The sequence below is a fragment of the Aliidiomarina taiwanensis genome (assembly GCF_003987015.1).
In the GTDB taxonomy this organism is placed as follows: Bacteria; Pseudomonadota; Gammaproteobacteria; order Enterobacterales; family Alteromonadaceae; genus Aliidiomarina; species Aliidiomarina taiwanensis.
In genome coordinates this window covers 63,586-79,663 of record NZ_PIPQ01000007.1, presented here as the reverse complement: position 1 = coordinate 79,663, position 16,078 = coordinate 63,586, and the positions used below count along the sequence as shown (strand labels likewise).

Annotated in this window: 14 protein-coding genes and 3 pseudogenes; 9 read left to right on the top strand and 8 right to left on the bottom strand. The window is 46.7% G+C overall.

Annotated features, from left to right (window positions below):
• Positions 1-8: 8 nt before the first annotated feature.
• A pseudogene (locus CWE15_RS10150) lies at positions 9-159 on the top strand (signal peptidase II); the annotation flags it as partial.
• 74 nt (positions 160-233) lie between these two features.
• Here the strand turns inward: CWE15_RS10150 and CWE15_RS10145 are convergent.
• The 6 genes and pseudogenes from CWE15_RS10145 to CWE15_RS10120 all read right to left on the bottom strand — a co-directional run.
• A pseudogene (locus CWE15_RS10145) lies at positions 234-380 on the bottom strand (transposase); the annotation flags it as partial.
• 115 nt (positions 381-495) lie between these two features.
• Positions 496-1,155 carry an NADPH-dependent FMN reductase gene (locus tag CWE15_RS10140; RefSeq protein ID WP_126757968.1) on the bottom strand — a complete coding sequence of 220 codons (660 nt, stop codon included), beginning with the start codon at positions 1,153-1,155 and terminating at the stop codon, positions 496-498.
• A gap of 16 nt (positions 1,156-1,171) precedes the next feature.
• A complete protein-coding gene (gene arsC / locus CWE15_RS10135; RefSeq protein ID WP_126757967.1) occupies positions 1,172-1,600 on the bottom strand; it encodes an arsenate reductase (glutaredoxin) in 429 nt (142 codons plus the stop codon).
• 10 nt (positions 1,601-1,610) lie between these two features.
• Positions 1,611-2,657 (bottom strand): ACR3 family arsenite efflux transporter, encoded by a 1,047-nt coding sequence (arsB, locus tag CWE15_RS10130; protein ID WP_198675016.1) that lies wholly within the window; start codon positions 2,655-2,657, stop codon positions 1,611-1,613.
• A gap of 55 nt (positions 2,658-2,712) precedes the next feature.
• The gene (gene arsH, locus CWE15_RS10125) at positions 2,713-3,429 is read right to left on the bottom strand and encodes an arsenical resistance protein ArsH (RefSeq protein ID WP_126757966.1); all 717 of its coding nucleotides are present in this window, start codon (positions 3,427-3,429) and stop codon (positions 2,713-2,715) included.
• Positions 3,416-3,775 carry an ArsR/SmtB family transcription factor gene (locus CWE15_RS10120; RefSeq protein ID WP_126757965.1) on the bottom strand — a complete coding sequence of 120 codons (360 nt, stop codon included), beginning with the start codon at positions 3,773-3,775 and terminating at the stop codon, positions 3,416-3,418. The genes arsH and CWE15_RS10120 overlap by 14 nt, the downstream gene beginning before the upstream one ends.
• A gap of 522 nt (positions 3,776-4,297) precedes the next feature.
• Here CWE15_RS10120 and CWE15_RS10115 point away from each other — a divergent pair.
• The 4 genes and pseudogenes from CWE15_RS10115 to CWE15_RS10095 form a co-directional block, all read left to right on the top strand.
• Positions 4,298-4,363, top strand: a pseudogene (locus tag CWE15_RS10115) (signal peptidase II); the annotation flags it as partial.
• 21 nt (positions 4,364-4,384) lie between these two features.
• A complete protein-coding gene (locus CWE15_RS10110; protein ID WP_126757964.1) occupies positions 4,385-5,674 on the top strand; it encodes an ISL3-like element ISPpu12 family transposase in 1,290 nt (429 codons plus the stop codon).
• A gap of 27 nt (positions 5,675-5,701) precedes the next feature.
• Complete coding sequence (locus tag CWE15_RS10100; RefSeq protein WP_198675013.1) at positions 5,702-6,157, top strand: hypothetical protein; 456 nt, start codon at positions 5,702-5,704, stop codon at positions 6,155-6,157.
• Positions 6,154-7,932, top strand: coding sequence for a 2Fe-2S iron-sulfur cluster-binding protein (locus CWE15_RS10095; protein WP_126757963.1), 1,779 nt, complete (start codon positions 6,154-6,156; stop codon positions 7,930-7,932). The genes CWE15_RS10100 and CWE15_RS10095 overlap by 4 nt, the downstream gene beginning before the upstream one ends.
• A 116-nt stretch (positions 7,933-8,048) precedes the next feature.
• Here CWE15_RS10095 and CWE15_RS10090 read toward each other — a convergent pair whose 3' ends face one another.
• Both CWE15_RS10090 and CWE15_RS10085 read right to left on the bottom strand, forming a co-directional pair.
• Positions 8,049-9,383, bottom strand: coding sequence for an ATP-binding protein (locus CWE15_RS10090; protein WP_126757977.1), 1,335 nt, complete (start codon positions 9,381-9,383; stop codon positions 8,049-8,051).
• Positions 9,370-10,035: a response regulator transcription factor gene (locus tag CWE15_RS10085; RefSeq protein ID WP_126757962.1), complete on the bottom strand. Its 666-nt coding sequence runs from the start codon at positions 10,033-10,035 to the stop codon at positions 9,370-9,372. Before CWE15_RS10085 ends, CWE15_RS10090 begins: the two co-directional genes overlap by 14 nt.
• Before the next feature lie 452 nt (positions 10,036-10,487).
• Here CWE15_RS10085 and CWE15_RS10075 point away from each other — a divergent pair, with 452 nt between their 5' ends.
• The 4 genes from CWE15_RS10075 (at position 10,488) to CWE15_RS10060 (ending at position 15,921) form a co-directional block, all read left to right on the top strand.
• Positions 10,488-12,788: a heavy metal translocating P-type ATPase gene (locus tag CWE15_RS10075; protein ID WP_126757960.1), complete on the top strand. Its 2,301-nt coding sequence runs from the start codon at positions 10,488-10,490 to the stop codon at positions 12,786-12,788.
• Between the two features lie 65 nt (positions 12,789-12,853).
• Positions 12,854-13,372, top strand: coding sequence for a DUF411 domain-containing protein (locus CWE15_RS10070; RefSeq protein WP_126757959.1), 519 nt, complete (start codon positions 12,854-12,856; stop codon positions 13,370-13,372).
• Complete coding sequence (locus tag CWE15_RS10065; protein WP_126757958.1) at positions 13,369-15,198, top strand: copper resistance system multicopper oxidase; 1,830 nt, start codon at positions 13,369-13,371, stop codon at positions 15,196-15,198. Before CWE15_RS10070 ends, CWE15_RS10065 begins: the two co-directional genes overlap by 4 nt.
• A gap of 9 nt (positions 15,199-15,207) precedes the next feature.
• Entirely contained in the window at positions 15,208-15,921 is a 714-nt protein-coding gene (locus tag CWE15_RS10060) for a copper resistance protein B (protein WP_126757957.1), read from the top strand.
• The last annotated feature ends 157 nt before the right edge of the window (positions 15,922-16,078 follow it).

Here is a 16,078-nt window from a genome sequence, read left to right as displayed (position 1 = left end):
GTTAAATAATGCTCATTATTGGCAAAAAGCTCTCGCCGTATGCCCTATTGTCCATATCGGGCCTGCTGGCAGCGTCTGATCAGGCTGTAAAGTGGCTGGTGCAGCAATCAATGGCCTATGGCGAGTAATGTTTCGGTGACCCCGTTCTTTAACTGGGTGTGTAATCCCCCCACTTTTCACAGTAACTATTTATAGAGTTTAAGCTACCTGTAGTCGCTGTCTCGGGGGGATTACACTTCCATGCCGCCGTATTTTTCACGCCATTTATAAAACGTTGAATTACCAATGCCGTACTTACGGCAGAGATCTTTAACCGGCATACCGGCTTCGGCTTCTTTTAAAATCGCCACGATCTGGCTCTCAGTCATGCGTTTGCTCATCGTAAAACTCCTTTGTTTTAGTTTAAAAGAAATTCTACGAGTGGGCTGTATTATTTTACGGGGTAGTTACAGTTCATGCCTATCCCAAGCACTCAAAACGCAATGAGGCGTCATTTCAGGGCGCATTTCGTTGCGCAGGATTTCGTTTGAAGGCTACCGGACGTTGCTCACCCTCTTTACTAGCATGGTGGCGCTTGGCGGCCATTGCCCACCAGTGCAACTGGCTAAATGCTCTCTGGTAATAGCCTGCCCATTTTTCCGGGTTGACTTCACTGCTAAAATCTCCATTTTCGTTTAGCACTTCTTGCGCCTTAGGAATATGGATCATTGCTGAAACAGGAAGACAGCCAAGCTCTGATAAAAAAGTGCGCATATTAACAGCGGCTCTTGCTCCGCCCCATTGACCTGCGGAGTAAGTCACAATCATTGAAGGCTTATAAGAAAATAATGAGCTACCAAAGTGGTTCAATAGGTTGGCTAACGCAGGGCTCATTGAGTGGTTGTACTCGGGACTGACCATCACATAACCATCTGCCTTCTCAATTTTTTCAGCCAATGTTTGCAGTGATGATGGAACGTCTGTGTTTGTGTAGGAAAAATGCGGCTTGAAGATAGGTCCTAACTCAAAATCTAGAGGGTCAATTACTTCAACTTGAAGCGCTGAAAGTTGACGCTCAATATGTTGCTTGCACGATAAAGCAACACGTTCACCAAGACGGGCTGGAGCCGGCGGCGTGCTTTGTCGAACGCTTCCTAAAAAAATAAGTATGTTCATCTGATTGAGCCTTAAACTATTGGACTGAGCTTGTGCGTGTGCCGTCTGCGTTGAGTATTTGCTCACCATCTTCTTTGTAGTAAGGGCCCTTTGGCCAGCTCTCAAGCAAATCGAGCACCACTTCGCTGGGTCGACAAAGCTTTACACCTTGAGGGCTGCAAACAATCGGGCGATTGACCAATATTGGATGCTTTATCATCGCCTCAAGAATTGCTTGATCAGAAACATTATCGGCCAGCAAACCCAGCTCGGCGGCAGGCGATTTAGTGGTCCGCAAGGCCTGTTGGGGGGTTAAGTTGGCGGCAGCAAATAACCCAAGCAGCTGCGCACGTGTCCAACCATCTTTTAGGTACTCAATCACTATCGGTGAGTAGCCAGCGTCCTGGATAATTTTAAGTACATTGCGTGAAGTGCCGCATTCGGGATTATGATAAATAACCAGCATAATATGTCCTTTAAGAAGGTTGATCAGTTACGGCAACAGCCGGAAAATGATGACGCGTTTTATTCGCAAAACGCACCAGCGCAAGCATTAAAGGAACCTCAACTAACACGCCGACGACGGTGGCTAATGCAGCACCTGATTGCAGTCCGAACAGAGCAATGGCAACCGCCACCGCTAACTCAAAAAAGTTACTGGCCGCAATCATTCCAGCCGGGGCGGCCACATTATGAGGAATACGCCACGCTTTAGCCCAGCCGTAAGCAATAGCAAATACCAATACTGTTTGGATAATAAGTGGGATAGCAATCAGTACAATATGCAGTGGATTAGCAATAATGACATCGCCTTGAAACGCAAATAACAGCACCAAGGTTATGATCAATCCAACAGGTGTAATCGAAGAAACACGCTTCAGAAACACATCGTTAAACCACGCCAAACCTCGGTGTTTAATAACCCTATTTCGCACCCAATAACCGGCTGCTAGGGGTATAACGATATACAGCAGCACCGACAACAATACTGTGTCCCAAGGCACCTGAATGTTAGAGATGCCAAGCAGTAAAACCACGATAGGGGCAAAAGCAACCAACATAATCAAGTCATTCACGGCGACCTGCACCAAGGTATAAGCGGCATCACCTCGGGTTAGATAGCTCCACACAAATACCATGGCCGTGCAAGGTGCGGCACCTAATAAGATGGCACCGGCTAAGTATTCGCTGGCTATGGCAGCAGGTAGCAATGGTTCAAAAACCACCATGAAGAAAAACCAGGCTATTGCAAACATAGTAAAAGGTTTGATCAGCCAGTTTACAGTAGTGGTAATCACCAGTCCTTTAGGTTGCTTTCCGACGCTTTTAATAGAGCTAAAGTCGATTTGTAACATCATCGGGAAAATCATTGCCCAAATCAGTACAGCCACCGGTATTGACACTTGTGCATATTCAAAGCGCGATAAGGTTTGTGGAATCACTGGCGCAAACTGTCCTAGCAAAACGCCAGCAAGAATAGCCAAAGCTACCCAAAGAGTAAGGTAGCGCTCAAATAACCCCATGCCCTCAGAGGTGCTTGGTGCATTTTCTGATTTAACTGTTGTCATCATAATATCCTTAAATCGAGCGTTGATTGACGCGTTGACTGAGTTCATCTGCACTTTCGACACGCTCTGAATAACGATCGGTCAGGTAAGGTGTATTGTTGCGAAGTAGTAAAGTGAATTTCACCAGCTCCTCCATTACATCAACAATTCGGTTGTAGTAAGACGAGGGTTTCATACGGTTATTTTCATCGAACTCTAGATAGGCTTTGGCAACCGATGATTGGTTTGGGATGGTGAACATCCGCATCCAGCGACCCAATACCCGGAGCTGATTAACCACATTAAAAGATTGAGAACCGCCACAGACCTGCATTACAGCTAAGGTTTTCCCTTGTGTGGGGCGCACAGCACCGAGGCTGAGTGGTATCCAGTCGATTTGACTCTTGAAAATACCTGTCATCGCGCCATGTCGTTCAGGCGAACACCAGACTTGACCTTCCGACCACACCATTAAATCACGTAATTCTTGCACCTTCGGATGCGATTCATCTGCAGTGTCAGGCTGCGGTAAACCTTCAGGATTAAAAATACGCACCTCGGCGCCCATGTGTTTGAGCAATCTTGCGCTTTCTTCAACAACCAAACGACTGAATGAACGCTGGCGCAATGAGCCGTATAACAGCAAAATACGCGGTGGATGCCTAGAGTCTAGGCTAGAAAAATGTTCCTGGTGAGGCACGCTAATCTGCTCAGTAATAAGGTTTTCTAACTGATTATTTGTCTGCATTGTTATTGCTCTCGTTATCGCAAGCATTGCGGCTATGAATACTGTCAAACAGAGCTATTGCATCGGCAAATAGCGCTGGATTATTTTCAATTGAGCAAGTGATGACCTTGAGTGCCCAATTCGGCAAGTCAGCAGAAAAGCGGTAATACACCCACTTTCCGCGTCGCTCACTTTGCAAAATTCCACACTTGCGTAATTGCGCTAAATATTGCGAAATTTTCGGTTGCTCGAGGTTTAACGCTTCTTGAATTTCACAAACACAAGCCTCTCCCGCTCGATGGATTAAGCAAAGGCAGGTGAGCCTATTAAGGTCAGATAGGCACTTGAAAAACTGAATCAAATCCACAGCGTATGTCCTTAAAATCAATACATTCAATATTTAATATATTAGAATAATTGCATGTGACAAGTTAAGTGTCAATCATAAAAGTGCCAACTGTTCAGTCGGGTACCTGCTTGCAGACTATTGGTGTAGTTGCCTCAGCAGAAGAATATATGTTGCTATTTTGTCTTCAGAATCCACTAACTTGTAAATATCCCATTTATAACACAGTCATCTCGTAGAGAATTTACGCCGCATTCACCGGCTTGTCCGGTGCAATGCTTTGTTAGCCTTTTTGTGCTTTCGGTTGATGAAATAGAGACGAATATTGCTCAATGCAGTCAGTATTTTTCCTACAACAACATAGAAAAGCCAACTGTAGTGTTTCGCTTCAAATGATTCTTCGAAGTCATGCCCGTAATTATTCTTTCTATGCTGCTCAGCATCAATGACCTCGACGTCAACACATTTGAGATCTCCATTTATTGCTTGCTCAGTTAGAAAATCCTCAAGAGCTTCCCGTGAAGAAAGAGCCTCTTCAGTCAGTTCGTTTCCAGCAGCTTGTTGGGTAAAAAAGCAAACACCAATGCCGAGTCGGATGGATCTGACTGACACCTACGCCTATACAACACCATGACCGAACTTCCCGACAACATCCTTCACCTGCCGCAATACCAAGTACTGGGCTGCAAATCAACCGACGACGAAATGCACTTCCAGGTGGACGTGCCCGATCCCATCGCCTGCGAGGAATGCGGCGTGCAGGGTGAGTTCGTACGGTTCGGCAAGCGTGACGTTCCCTATCGTGATCTGCCCATCCACGGCAAGCGGGTCACTCTCTGGGTGGTCCGCCGCCGATACACCTGCCGGGCCTGCAAGACAACATTCAGGCCCCAGCTACCGGAGATGGTGGACGGATTCCGTATGACACTGCGGCTGCATGAGTACGTGGAGAAGGAATCCTTCAACCACCCCTACACCTTTGTGGCGGCACAGACCGGCCTGGACGAGAAGACGGTGTGCGACATCTTCAACGCCCGCGCCGAGTTCCTGGGGCGCTGGCACCGCTTCGAGACGCCCCGCATCCAGGGCATTGACGAGCTATACCTGAACAAGCGCTACCGCTGCATTCTGACCAACATTGAGGAGCGAACCCTGCTCGACCTGCTGGCCACCCGCCGCCAGGACGTGGTGACCAACTACCTGATGAAGCTGAAAGACCGGCAGAAGGTCGAGATCGTCAGCATGGACATGTGGAACCCCTACCGGGCAGCGGTCAAGGCTGTGCTGCCCCAGGCCCGTATCGTGGTCGATAAGTTCCATGTGGTGCGCATGGCCAACGATGCCCTAGAGAGAGTGCGCAAGGGCCTCAGAAAGGAGCTGAAACCGTCCCAGAGCCGGACTCTCAAGGGAGACCGGAAAATCCTGCTGAAACGCGCTCACGAAGTCTCAGACCGGGAGCGCCTCATCATGGAGACCTGGACAGGCGCGTTCCCGCAACTGCTGGCCGCCTACGAGCACAAGGAGCGCTTCTACGGCATCTGGGACGCTACCACACGGCTCCAGGCAGAAGCCGCCCTGGACGAGTGGATAGCCACCATCCCGAAGGGCCAAAAGGAAGTCTGGAGCGATCTGGTCAGGGCAGTGGGAAACTGGCGCGAAGAGACCATGACCTACTTCGAGACGGACATGCCCGTCACCAACGCTTACACGGAGTCCATCAACCGACTGGCCAAGGACAAGAACCGTGAAGGGCGCGGTTACTCCTTCGAGGTGATGCGGGCACGAATGCTCTACACCACGAAGCACAAGAAGAAGGCACCGACTGCGAAGGTCTCTCCTTTCTACAAGAAAACCATCGGTTACGGACTGCCGGACTTCGCAGAGGAACTCAACTACGGAGTCGATCTATCAACCATCTGAGGGTGGTATCAGATTGATGGGGTGAAGGTGCCCCATCAACCATTAAATCCGTATACCCATAAATTTCTGCTGAAATTAGATGACTTGTCTGTAGTGGAGCTAAGTACCAATGATATTAGTGATCTTGCCGAGCGCTACTATAAAAAGGGTGTGCCGAACATTGCAAAGGTTGAGCTATTAACAACCGAAGCACCGTCTGAGCTAAGCCCTGCTCACTTACCTATTTGGCGTGTTGATTTCGACGACTTTGCCGACACAACGTTGTATTTACATAGAAATACAGGCGAAATGACGGTACGTAGACATGACTTTTGGCGCGGTTTCGACTTTATGTGGATGCTGCACATAATGGATTATGAAGAGCGTACAAATATCACTACCTGGTGGTTGAGAGCCTTTATTATCGCTACGTTCGGTTTCATATTTACTGGGGTTATTCTAGTTATTCAAACCTTACGTTCATCTAAGAGGAAGCCATTATGAGATTTTTAAAATGGCTACACCGTTGGACTAGCCTAATTATTGTTTTGCAGCTACTACTTTGGACCATAAGTGGCTTATATTTTGCCATTGTGGGCAACGCAGATATGAGCGGCAAACAGTACCGCAAAGACTCGGTAGAAGTTGCACTAAGTACGACACAATTTAATATTTCCAACTTGGATCTGAATGTAGAAAATATAACCAAAGTACGCTCTCATGTGGTGGTGGGGTTGCCGCAAATTGAAGTACACCATGGCGAAGGAGTGAGTTACTTTGATGGGCGCACAGGCCAAACCTGGCATACAAACTCAGAGCTAGCTGAAGCAATAGCGAACGCAAGCTATATAGGGCCTGGTGAAGTAACAGCAATTACTGCTATTACAGCAAGTGGAGAGCTGCATGGTTGGGAAGGCCAAGGCTACCGAATTAACTATAACGATGATCTTAACACGCGAGTTTATGTAGATAGTACTTCGGGCAGTGTTATAGAACACCGTAACACCCCTTGGCTGCTCGGCGACTGGATGTTTAAGTTGCACTATATGGACTATTCCGGTGGTAGAAACTTTAATCACATGCTGATTATTGTAGCTGCCGCAGTAAGTTTGTGGTTTGCGCTCTCCGGTTTGATTTTGTTACTGAACTTGCTTTTCACAGGGCAAATGCGGGTTAGTTTCCGTAAAGTACCTTTTGAAGCCATTGTAGGCACTGAGCGCAAACAAATAAGAGCACCAGGCCACAAAACCATTCTGCAAACACTACAGCAACAAAACATACCGGTTGCCAGTGGTTGCGGTGGTGGTGGTACTTGTGGGCTCTGTACAGTAAAAGCCGTTAAAGACGCCCCCATTACGGCAGCAGAAAGAGCCTTGTTGAGTGAAGAGCAACTCGCCGAAGGCTGCCGCCTAGCGTGCCAGCATCAGGTGAGTAAACTTGCTTCCATTGAGGTTGATAAGCTTTGTGTTGGTAAGTACCAACTTAAGTTGGTTGGCTCTAAATTCCTCACGCCAATGCTCAAAGAGCTCCGGTTTAAGGTTGAAGGCGATGGAATTGAATTTAAAGCAGGCCAGTACATGCAGTTCTTAGTTCCTAAAGCTAAAACCAGTACGCGGCCGCACGACGTTCCGGAAGCATTTTCAACTGAATGGGCGAACATAAACCAAGCAACATTTAGTCATGGCCATGTTCGCCGTAACTACTCTATGGAGACTGTAGCAGGTTTGTCGCAAGAGCTCGTTTTTACGGTTCGTTATCAGCCGCCAACAAACGGGCATAAACACCCGGGCGCTGGGTCGTCTTATATGTGCAATATGAAAGTGGGCGAGCAGATTGTAGCTGAAGGCCCTTACGGTGACTTTAATCGTATTCACGGGCCGGAACGAACGCTGTTCTTCATTGGTGGTGGTGCGGGTATGGCCCCATTAAGAGCCTTAATACAAGAAGAACTGAATGAAGAAAGCCCACGCCAAATTGAGTTCTACTATGGCGCGAGAAATAAACAAGAAATTGTTTATGCTGAAGAGTTTGAAGCATTAAATAGCAAAGGGGTAGTTAACTTTGTGCCGGTGCTTTCAGACAAAAAAGAGTCATGTGACTGGCAAGGTAAAGAAGGCTTTGTGCATGAAGCTGTTCTTTCCTACCTGTCTGGCAAAGACCTAGAGTCGTACGATTTTTACGTGTGTGGACCTCCTAGAATGTTAGCAGCTGCACTGCAGATGTTAGAAGAATTAGGGGTTGAACCTTCACGTATTCGTTATGATGACTTTGGGAGCTAGTTAAGAAGCGTTCTTTATCCAGGAAGGGAATGAGTAACGTTATTTTGGCCTCTCTAATAACTTTAAGGTTGTTAGAGAGGTCTTTTTTGTGAATAGAGTACTAACTCACACTCGGCTTAAACGGGTATTTCAATGACTACTTTTAGCCCACCCGCAGAGCCAGTTAAGAAAGAGACGTTGCCGTTATATTGGGCAACAATATCGCAAACAATCGCAAGGCCAAGGCCGTGACCAGGAACTTGCTCATCAAGGCGCCAACCTCTTTGGCCTAAATGCATAACTTCTGCGTCAGCCACTCCTGCACCGTCATCAGTTATTATGATTTGAGCAATACTTTTAGTTTGTTGCAAATACAACTCAACGCAGCCCGCAGACCATTTCCCTGCATTGTCGAGTGTGTTCCCTAGAATTTCATTTAAATCATGCTCTTCTATTGGCCAGCGCGAGTCCTCTGTAAGAGCGGTCGACAATTCAAACGTTTTATCTTGATACAGCCGGCCTAGCATCCATAGCAACTCGCGCGCTTGTTTTACCGGGTGTGCGCTTTTGCCAATTTGTGGCCCGGCAAATCGGCTGCGCCGCATTTCGGCTTCTAATTGTTTATCGAGTTCGGCCAGCCGTGAAGCCATTTCAAGCCGAAGTTCATTATTTATCGGGCGGCTGGTGTCTTCGAGAATTTGCCTAAGGGCCGCTATAGGAGTTTTTACACTGTGAGACAAGTTAGCCAGCGCTTCGCGAGAGCGTTCTAACCGTTGGTCGAGTGAGTCAAGCAGTTGATTCAGTTGTTGAACCAGCGGTTTAAACTCTTCTGGTGTTTGAGTAGTAATGCGAGAAATTTCACCGCTTTGAAGCCCTTTAAGCGATGCTTTGAGCGAAGCAACAGGACGCATGGATAAATTAATACCTACCCAAGTTACCGCCACAAGCAAAAATATAAGTAACAGTGAAACTACAGCAGTCCAAGTGTGTAAATTGGCTTGGCTACTTTGTAGTGCTCGCATATCTTCAGCAACAATGACTGTAATAGGAGTGTCATTGATAAAAAAAGACTTTCGGTAGGCAAGCAGGTCTGAGGGCAATTCTTCTAACCCGGCATTACTAACCCAAATAACCCCTTCCTTTTCAACTTGTAAAAGAGGCCTTAACAGCAAGTGCCAGGCTGCTGGAGAAATAACGGTTTGTTCAGGCGACTGCAGTGCAAAGGCGTGGTGGAATACTTTCTCGAAATAATCACCCGTTTCAAGCATGTCAATATTACCTTCTGCTTGACGAATATGGTGCTCTAAAAAAGCCACTTCTTCTTGTAGCCGGCTTTCCACAAACTCTCGGGACATTTTTTCTAGTAGTTGGCCGTGTATAAACCACGCGATAGTCATCATAACGATGCCAGCGGGTAACAATAAAATAAGCAGCGTGCCTTTTACCGAGGTTGGCTTTTTAAATAGTGTCATCAAATAGGTATCCTTGCCCTCGGCGGGTGGCAATTGTTTCAGCGCCAACAAGCTTTCTTAACCGTCGAATATACGCCTCAATTACATTTTCATTGGGACTTTCGCTCAAATTATAGAGCTGCTCAATAAGTTGCTCTTTAGAAAAAATTTGGCCGGGCCGACTCATCAGGCAGCGCAGCAGCCGGAATTCAGTGCCTGTTAGGCTGTGCTCTGTATCACCTTCAATTTTGAGGCACTGGCGGTTTTCATCAAGTTCAAAGCGGCCCGCTTTAACGGTTGAGAAAACACGGCCTTCACTCCGGCGCACTATGGCGTTTAACCTGGCAATTAATTCCTCCGTTTGAAATGGTTTTGCCAAGTAATCATCAGCTCCAGCTTTGAGACCGTTAACCTTGTCTTGCCAGTCGCCCCTTGCGGTGAGAATAAGTACTGGAACATTAATGTTATTAGAGCGCCATGTTTTCAGAATATCCAAGCCATTACCGTCTGGCAGGCCGAGGTCGAGCACACAGGCTCTATAGTCTTCTTGCTGGCCTAAAATTGTCGCTCCGCGAGCAGAGTGAGTGATATCTACACTAAAGCCTGACTTTTCAAGCTGGCTGGCAAGGCCTTGAGCAAGCAGGCGGTCGTCTTCTACCAACAATAACCTCATGCAATAACCTCAAACAATTTATTAAATAAGAGAACTAGTTTGGTTTAATTAGCCGGGCACAGCAAATAAATCAACTTTTAATATTTATTTGTAAATTTTCAGCTTCAATTCAGGTTGGGGTGTTGTGATAGCCATTGTACAAAGGCTGAAAGTCTACCGGGTCGCTGTGTATAGCTAAATATTATTGCGCATAGCCGTACAGCGATAGTTAATTAAAGTCGGAGGTTACACCATGATGAACAGTAATATGTTTGGTCACACTATGTGGGCTGGCCACTGGTTATGGATGTTAGTGATAGCCATTGCATTGGTAATACCCACTTGGCGAATATGTCAGCGTACCGGTTACCCCGGTGTGTTGGGCCTGCTTGTTTTAGTTCCAGTAGTCAATTTGGCTTTACTGTATTTCATTGCTTTTTCAGATTGGCCTACGGATAAAAAAGGAGCACGTAATGAGTGAACATACGGTAAAAGACCCTGTGTGTGGCATGAAGGTAGACCCTCATACGACAGAGCATCGTAGCCAACATGCGGGTAAGCCTTGGTACTTCTGTTCTGACCGTTGCCAGACTAAGTTTGACAAAAACCCAGAAAAGTACTTAAACGATAGCCCACAACAGGCAGAGCCCGTTGCTGCAGGAAGTATTTACACTTGCCCTATGCATCCGGAAGTTCGCCAACAAGGCCCCGGCGATTGCCCTATATGCGGCATGGGCTTAGAGCCTGAGCAAATAACTCTGAACGATGGGCCGTCGGAAGAATTAGTGGATATGACGCGGCGTTTTTGGGTTGGGTTGATACTTGCGTTACCAGTATTTTTGCTTGAAATGGGCGGTCACTTTACTGGCCTTGAGCACATGATATTGCCACAAACCTCGAATTGGATTCAGTTAGCGCTGGCAACACCGGTTGTTGCTTGGTGTGGTTGGCCATTTTTTGTTAGAGGTTGGAAATCAGTTTTAAGTCGTAACTTAAACATGTTTACCTTGATCGCCATTGGTACTGGTGTCGCGTTAGTTTATAGCCTAGTGGCGACATTAATTCCGCAGGTGTTTCCTGAGGCATTTAGACAAGCCGATGGTTCGGTTGCGGTTTATTTTGAAGCCGCCGCTGTCATTGTGGTATTGGTGTTGCTTGGGCAAATACTGGAATTGCGTGCCAGAGAGAAAACCTCAGGGGCAATCAGAGCGCTATTAGATTTAGCCCCCGCAACAGCAAGAAAATTAGCTGACAATGGCGATGAATCGGACGTTCCGCTTGAGCAGGTAAAAGTAGGCGACCGTTTAAGAGTTAGGCCTGGCGATAAAGTGCCCCTCGATGGCGAAGTGCTTGAAGGCCGTTCTAACGTTGATGAGTCAATGGTTACCGGTGAGCCCTTAGCAGTGAGTAAAAAAGCAGGTGACCAAGTTATTGGTGGCAGTATTAATCAGCAAGGCGGTTTTATTATGCGTGCTGACAAAGTTGGCCGCGACACCATGCTTTCGCAAATTGTGCAAATGGTTGCTACTGCTCAGCGTAGCCGTGCGCCTATTCAAGGGTTAGTTGATAAAGTTTCAAGCTGGTTTGTACCAGCAGTGATAGTTATTGCCGCCATTGCTTTTGTTGTTTGGTCGATTTACGGGCCGAACCCGCCTATGACGTACGGGCTTATAGTCGCGGTAAGCGTATTAATTATTGCGTGCCCCTGCGCGTTAGGCCTGGCTACTCCTATGTCAATTATGGTGGGTGTGGGCCGTGGTGCTCAAACAGGAATACTCATTCGCAATGCCGAAGCCCTAGAGCGTATGGAAAAAGTAGACACGGTTGTGATCGATAAAACGGGCACCTTAACCGAAGGCAAGCCACAGGTAACAAAGTTAGTTCCATTAAATGGTTTCAGCGAGAAGGAGCTAATGCGTTATGCCGGAGGCTTAGAAAAGGGCAGTGAACATCCCTTAGCCCATGCCATTCTTGAAAAAGCCGCCAGTATGAAATTGGATTTACCCAATGCAGAAGGTTTTGATTCTCCAAATGGTAAAGGCGTTGTCGGCACCATTGATGGGAAGAGAGTACTGCTTGGTAATCGCATACTGATGGAAGTAGAAAGTGTAGACACCACAGCTTTCGATGAACAAGCCGACCAACTGCGTACTGATGGTGCAACCGTAATATTTGCTGCTGTTGCAGGGCAAGTGTGCGGTTTAATTGCTATAGCAGACCCTATTAAAGAAACGACGAAACGTGCTATTTCAGCTTTACATAAGAAAGGCATGCGTGTGGTGATGCTAACAGGTGATAACCGCACCTCGGCTGAAGCAGTGGCGCGTAAACTAGATATTGATGAAGTAGAAGCGGAGGTTTTACCAGAAGATAAAGGCAAGTTTGTTCAACGCTTAAAAGATGAAGGGCGAATTGTTGCCATGGCAGGGGATGGTGTGAATGACGCCCCTGCTTTAGCCACAGCCGACGTGGGTATTGCTATGGGCACGGGAACAGACGTTGCCATTGAAAGTGCTGGCATTACGCTGCTACGCGGCGATCTTATGGGCATTGTAGATGCAAGACAATTGTCGAAAGCAACGATGCACAATATCCGCCAAAACCTGTTTTTTGCGTTTGTTTATAACGCTGCTGGAGTGCCCATTGCAGCAGGTGTTCTGTATCCGGCTTTCGGTATTCTTTTATCACCTATATTTGCTGCAGCGGCGATGTCACTGTCCTCGTTTAGTGTGATTGTTAATGCGCTTCGGTTACGGGTCACAAAACTAAATTAGTTCATAGTAATGAAGGCATCATTTTTCATAGAAGCAAGAATTAATATTGAATTGGAGGTAAGACAATGAATTCAATTTATCGGCAACTTTTTTTGGTAAAACCAGCCATCTTATTATCAGCCCTTATGGTTCTAGGACTTACACCTGCAGCCCAGGCCGAAACGAGTCAGGTTACCACCAACCCGATAGTGCTCGATGTGTATAAAGACCCTAATTGTGGCTGTTGTAATGCGTGGATAGATCACGCCAATGAACGGGGGTTTACTGCTAACCCACACAATATTGGTGGCTTGTATGAATTTAAATTAAGCAAGGGCGTGAGTGGCTCATACCAGTCTTGCCATACCGCTATTTCAGCTGAAGGTTATGTGTTTGAAGGGCACATACCAGCTAAGTTTGTACATGCGTTCTTAGCCGCACCGCCAGCGAATGCCATTGGTTTATCTGTGCCAGCTATGCCGGTTGGTAGCCCGGGCATGGAATATAAAAACATGTTTAGGCCATACCAAATACTGCAATTAAATGCAGACGGCAGTACGGAAGTATTTGCCCAAGTGAATACCCTTGAGGAGTCGGTTGAATGAGTAATACAAAGAACAATTTAGAATCAATTAGCGGTTTGCAAGATAAAGGTCGCCGACGTTTTGTACTTGGCGCTTCGGCCATGTTGGCACTGGCGGCTTTACCGTTTCCTAAGAACGCCTTTGCAAAAGCGATAAGTGAGTCGCTTACCCAGTTGTCGGGAAAGGTGTTTGATCTCAGTATCGATTATAAAACGGTTAACTTCACTGGTAAGTCGGCTCGAGCTACTGTGGTTAACCAAGTGTTGCCAGCACCAATTTTACGCTGGAAAGAAGGTGAAACAGTTACTCTTAGAGTAAAGAACAACCTTGATCAAGACAGCTCTATTCATTGGCATGGCATTATTTTGCCAACAGAAATGGACGGTGTACCAGGCTTAAGCTTCGACGGAATTAAGCCTGGGGAAACCTTTGAATACCAATTTAAAGTTCAGCAAAACGGCACCTACTGGTACCACAGCCATTCAGGCTTCCAAGAGCAAACAGGGGTATATGGGCCAATTATTATTGACCCAGCCGAGCCAGATCCTGTTGTCTATGATCGCGAATATGTCGTGATGCTGTCGGATTGGTCAGACACACCGCCAGAAAAAATTTATGCAAACCTCAAAAAGCAATCAACCTATTACAACTACAGCGAACGCACCGTTTCAGACCTATTCACGGATATTAGAAAGCATGGCCTAATTAATACCTGGAAAGCTCGTGGTATGTGGAACGATATGCGCATGAGCGATCGAGATATTTCAGACGTGACAGGTGCAGCATACACATTTCTAATGAATGGGAAGACCCCAGAGCAAGGGTGGAATGCGCTCTTTAAACAAGGTGAAAAAGTACGCTTACGCTTTATTAATGCTGCAGCAATGACCATATTCGACGTGCGTATACCCGGTTTAAAAATGTCTGTAGTGGCTACTGATGGACAAAATATTCAGCCTGTTGAAGTTGACGAGTTCCGTATGGGCGTAGCAGAAACTTATGACGTTATTGTTGAGCCTGAAGAAGGGAATGCTTACTGCATTTTCGCGCAAAATATAGATAGAACAGGCTTTACAGTTGGTAACTTAACGTCTGCTGCGCATTTAGTTGCGGCGGTGCCAAGCATGGACCCTGCACCTATACTTGGCCATGGCGACATGGGCATGAGCATGGAAGGTATGGACCACGGCGATATGGACCACGGTAACATGGCTCATGGAGCTATGGATCACGGGGCTGTGGCACACGCAGAAATGGACCATGGCAGTATGGCAATGGGTACGCCGGCTTTAGGCTTAGCAGGTTTTGGTAGTACCGCAGAAATTAAGCATGCGGACGCCGAATACGGGCCTCATATAGATATGCGTGCCGATGCACCACAAAACGGCTTGCATGATCCAGGCATAGGCCTAAGAAACCACCAAGCAGAATACAATCGCAAAGTGCTCACCTATGCAGACCTGAAAGGTTTGCACCCAACCTACGACAAGCGCCAACCTAGCCGCGAAATTCAATTGCACTTAACGGGCAATATGCACCGCTATATGTGGTCTATTAACGGTGTGCGCTTTTCAGATGCGGAGCCTTTAGTGCTTGAATATGGCGAACGCGTACGCTTTACCTTAGTAAACGACACTATGATGACCCACCCTATGCATTTACACGGCATGTGGAGTGATCTTGAAACGGGCGACCCAGACTTTATACCACGAAAACATACGGTAATAGTTCAACCGGGCTCAACCATAAGTTATTTGGTAACGGCCGACGCAATAGGCAAATGGGCATATCACTGCCACTTGCTTTATCACATGCCAGGTATGTTTCTTAAAGTAGTGGTTAGGTAAGGGGTCGATATGAAAAACATTAATGTAATAGGCTTTAAGCTTAGTTTAATAGCCGTTTTGTTTATGAGTGGGCTTGCTCAGGCGGGAGGTGGCGATGACCCGCTGTTAACCAAAGTTATGTTTGATGAAGTGGAAAGGGGCGTGGGTTCGAACGAACCAACCAGCTTCAACATTCAGGCATGGATGGGGAAAGACATAAATAAGTTTTGGTTAAAAACCAAAGGTGAATATCAAAATGCCGACAACAAAGAGCTTGAAATACAAGCACTCTATAGTCGTGCGATAGCTCCTTATTGGGACGCGCAAGTGGGCATCAGGGTTGACCTTGAGCCTTCGCCTTCACGCAACTGGGCAGTATTAGGCCTGCAAGGTTTGGCACCCTATTTTTTCGAGATCGATGCTGCGCTTTTCATTGGTGAAGAGGGTCGTACTGCCATGCGTGTAACTGCAGAGTACGAAATGCTGCTGACTCAAAAGCTTATTTTAACCCCTGAGGTGAAAGTGAATTTATACGGCAAAAATGATGCCGTATTAGGCATTGGCTCAGGTCTTTCAGATATAAGTGCAGGGCTACGGCTACGCTACGAAATTAAACGTGAGTTCGCCCCATATATTGGCGTGGAATGGGCAAGGAAATTTGGTAATACAGCGGAATTTGCGCGTGTTGAAGGTAAAAAAGTAGAAGGCACACAAGTTGTCATCGGCCTGAGAGCTTGGTTCTAAAATAAGGAAATTATAATGAAGTTATTACAAACAGCTGTACTGTTTATAGGTTTTGTGCTCAGTAGCTCGGTATGGGCGCATGTGGGCTTGAGCAGTTCAAACCCAGCGAATGGCGCGATACTAGATACTAAATAAAGCACCAAGCAAGCTGGAATTA

Excerpts from the sequence above, each read along its gene's own strand:
- CWE15_RS10140 (WP_126757968.1), bottom strand. The coding sequence starts at position 1,155 with ATGAACATACTTATTTTTTTAGGAAGCGTTCGACAAAGCACGCCGCCG.
- arsC (WP_126757967.1), bottom strand. The coding sequence starts at position 1,600 with ATGCTGGTTATTTATCATAATCCCGAATGCGGCACTTCACGCAATGTA.
- arsB (WP_198675016.1), bottom strand. The coding sequence starts at position 2,657 with ATGGGGTTATTTGAGCGCTACCTTACTCTTTGGGTAGCTTTGGCTATT.
- arsH (WP_126757966.1), bottom strand. The coding sequence starts at position 3,429 with ATGCAGACAAATAATCAGTTAGAAAACCTTATTACTGAGCAGATTAGC.
- CWE15_RS10110 (WP_126757964.1), top strand. The coding sequence starts at position 4,385 with ATGACCGAACTTCCCGACAACATCCTTCACCTGCCGCAATACCAAGTA.
- CWE15_RS10095 (WP_126757963.1), top strand. The coding sequence starts at position 6,154 with ATGAGATTTTTAAAATGGCTACACCGTTGGACTAGCCTAATTATTGTT.
- CWE15_RS10090 (WP_126757977.1), bottom strand. The coding sequence starts at position 9,383 with ATGACACTATTTAAAAAGCCAACCTCGGTAAAAGGCACGCTGCTTATT.
- CWE15_RS10085 (WP_126757962.1), bottom strand. The coding sequence starts at position 10,035 with ATGAGGTTATTGTTGGTAGAAGACGACCGCCTGCTTGCTCAAGGCCTT.
- CWE15_RS10075 (WP_126757960.1), top strand. The coding sequence starts at position 10,488 with ATGAGTGAACATACGGTAAAAGACCCTGTGTGTGGCATGAAGGTAGAC.
- CWE15_RS10070 (WP_126757959.1), top strand. The coding sequence starts at position 12,854 with ATGAATTCAATTTATCGGCAACTTTTTTTGGTAAAACCAGCCATCTTA.
- CWE15_RS10065 (WP_126757958.1), top strand. The coding sequence starts at position 13,369 with ATGAGTAATACAAAGAACAATTTAGAATCAATTAGCGGTTTGCAAGAT.
- CWE15_RS10060 (WP_126757957.1), top strand. The coding sequence starts at position 15,208 with ATGAAAAACATTAATGTAATAGGCTTTAAGCTTAGTTTAATAGCCGTT.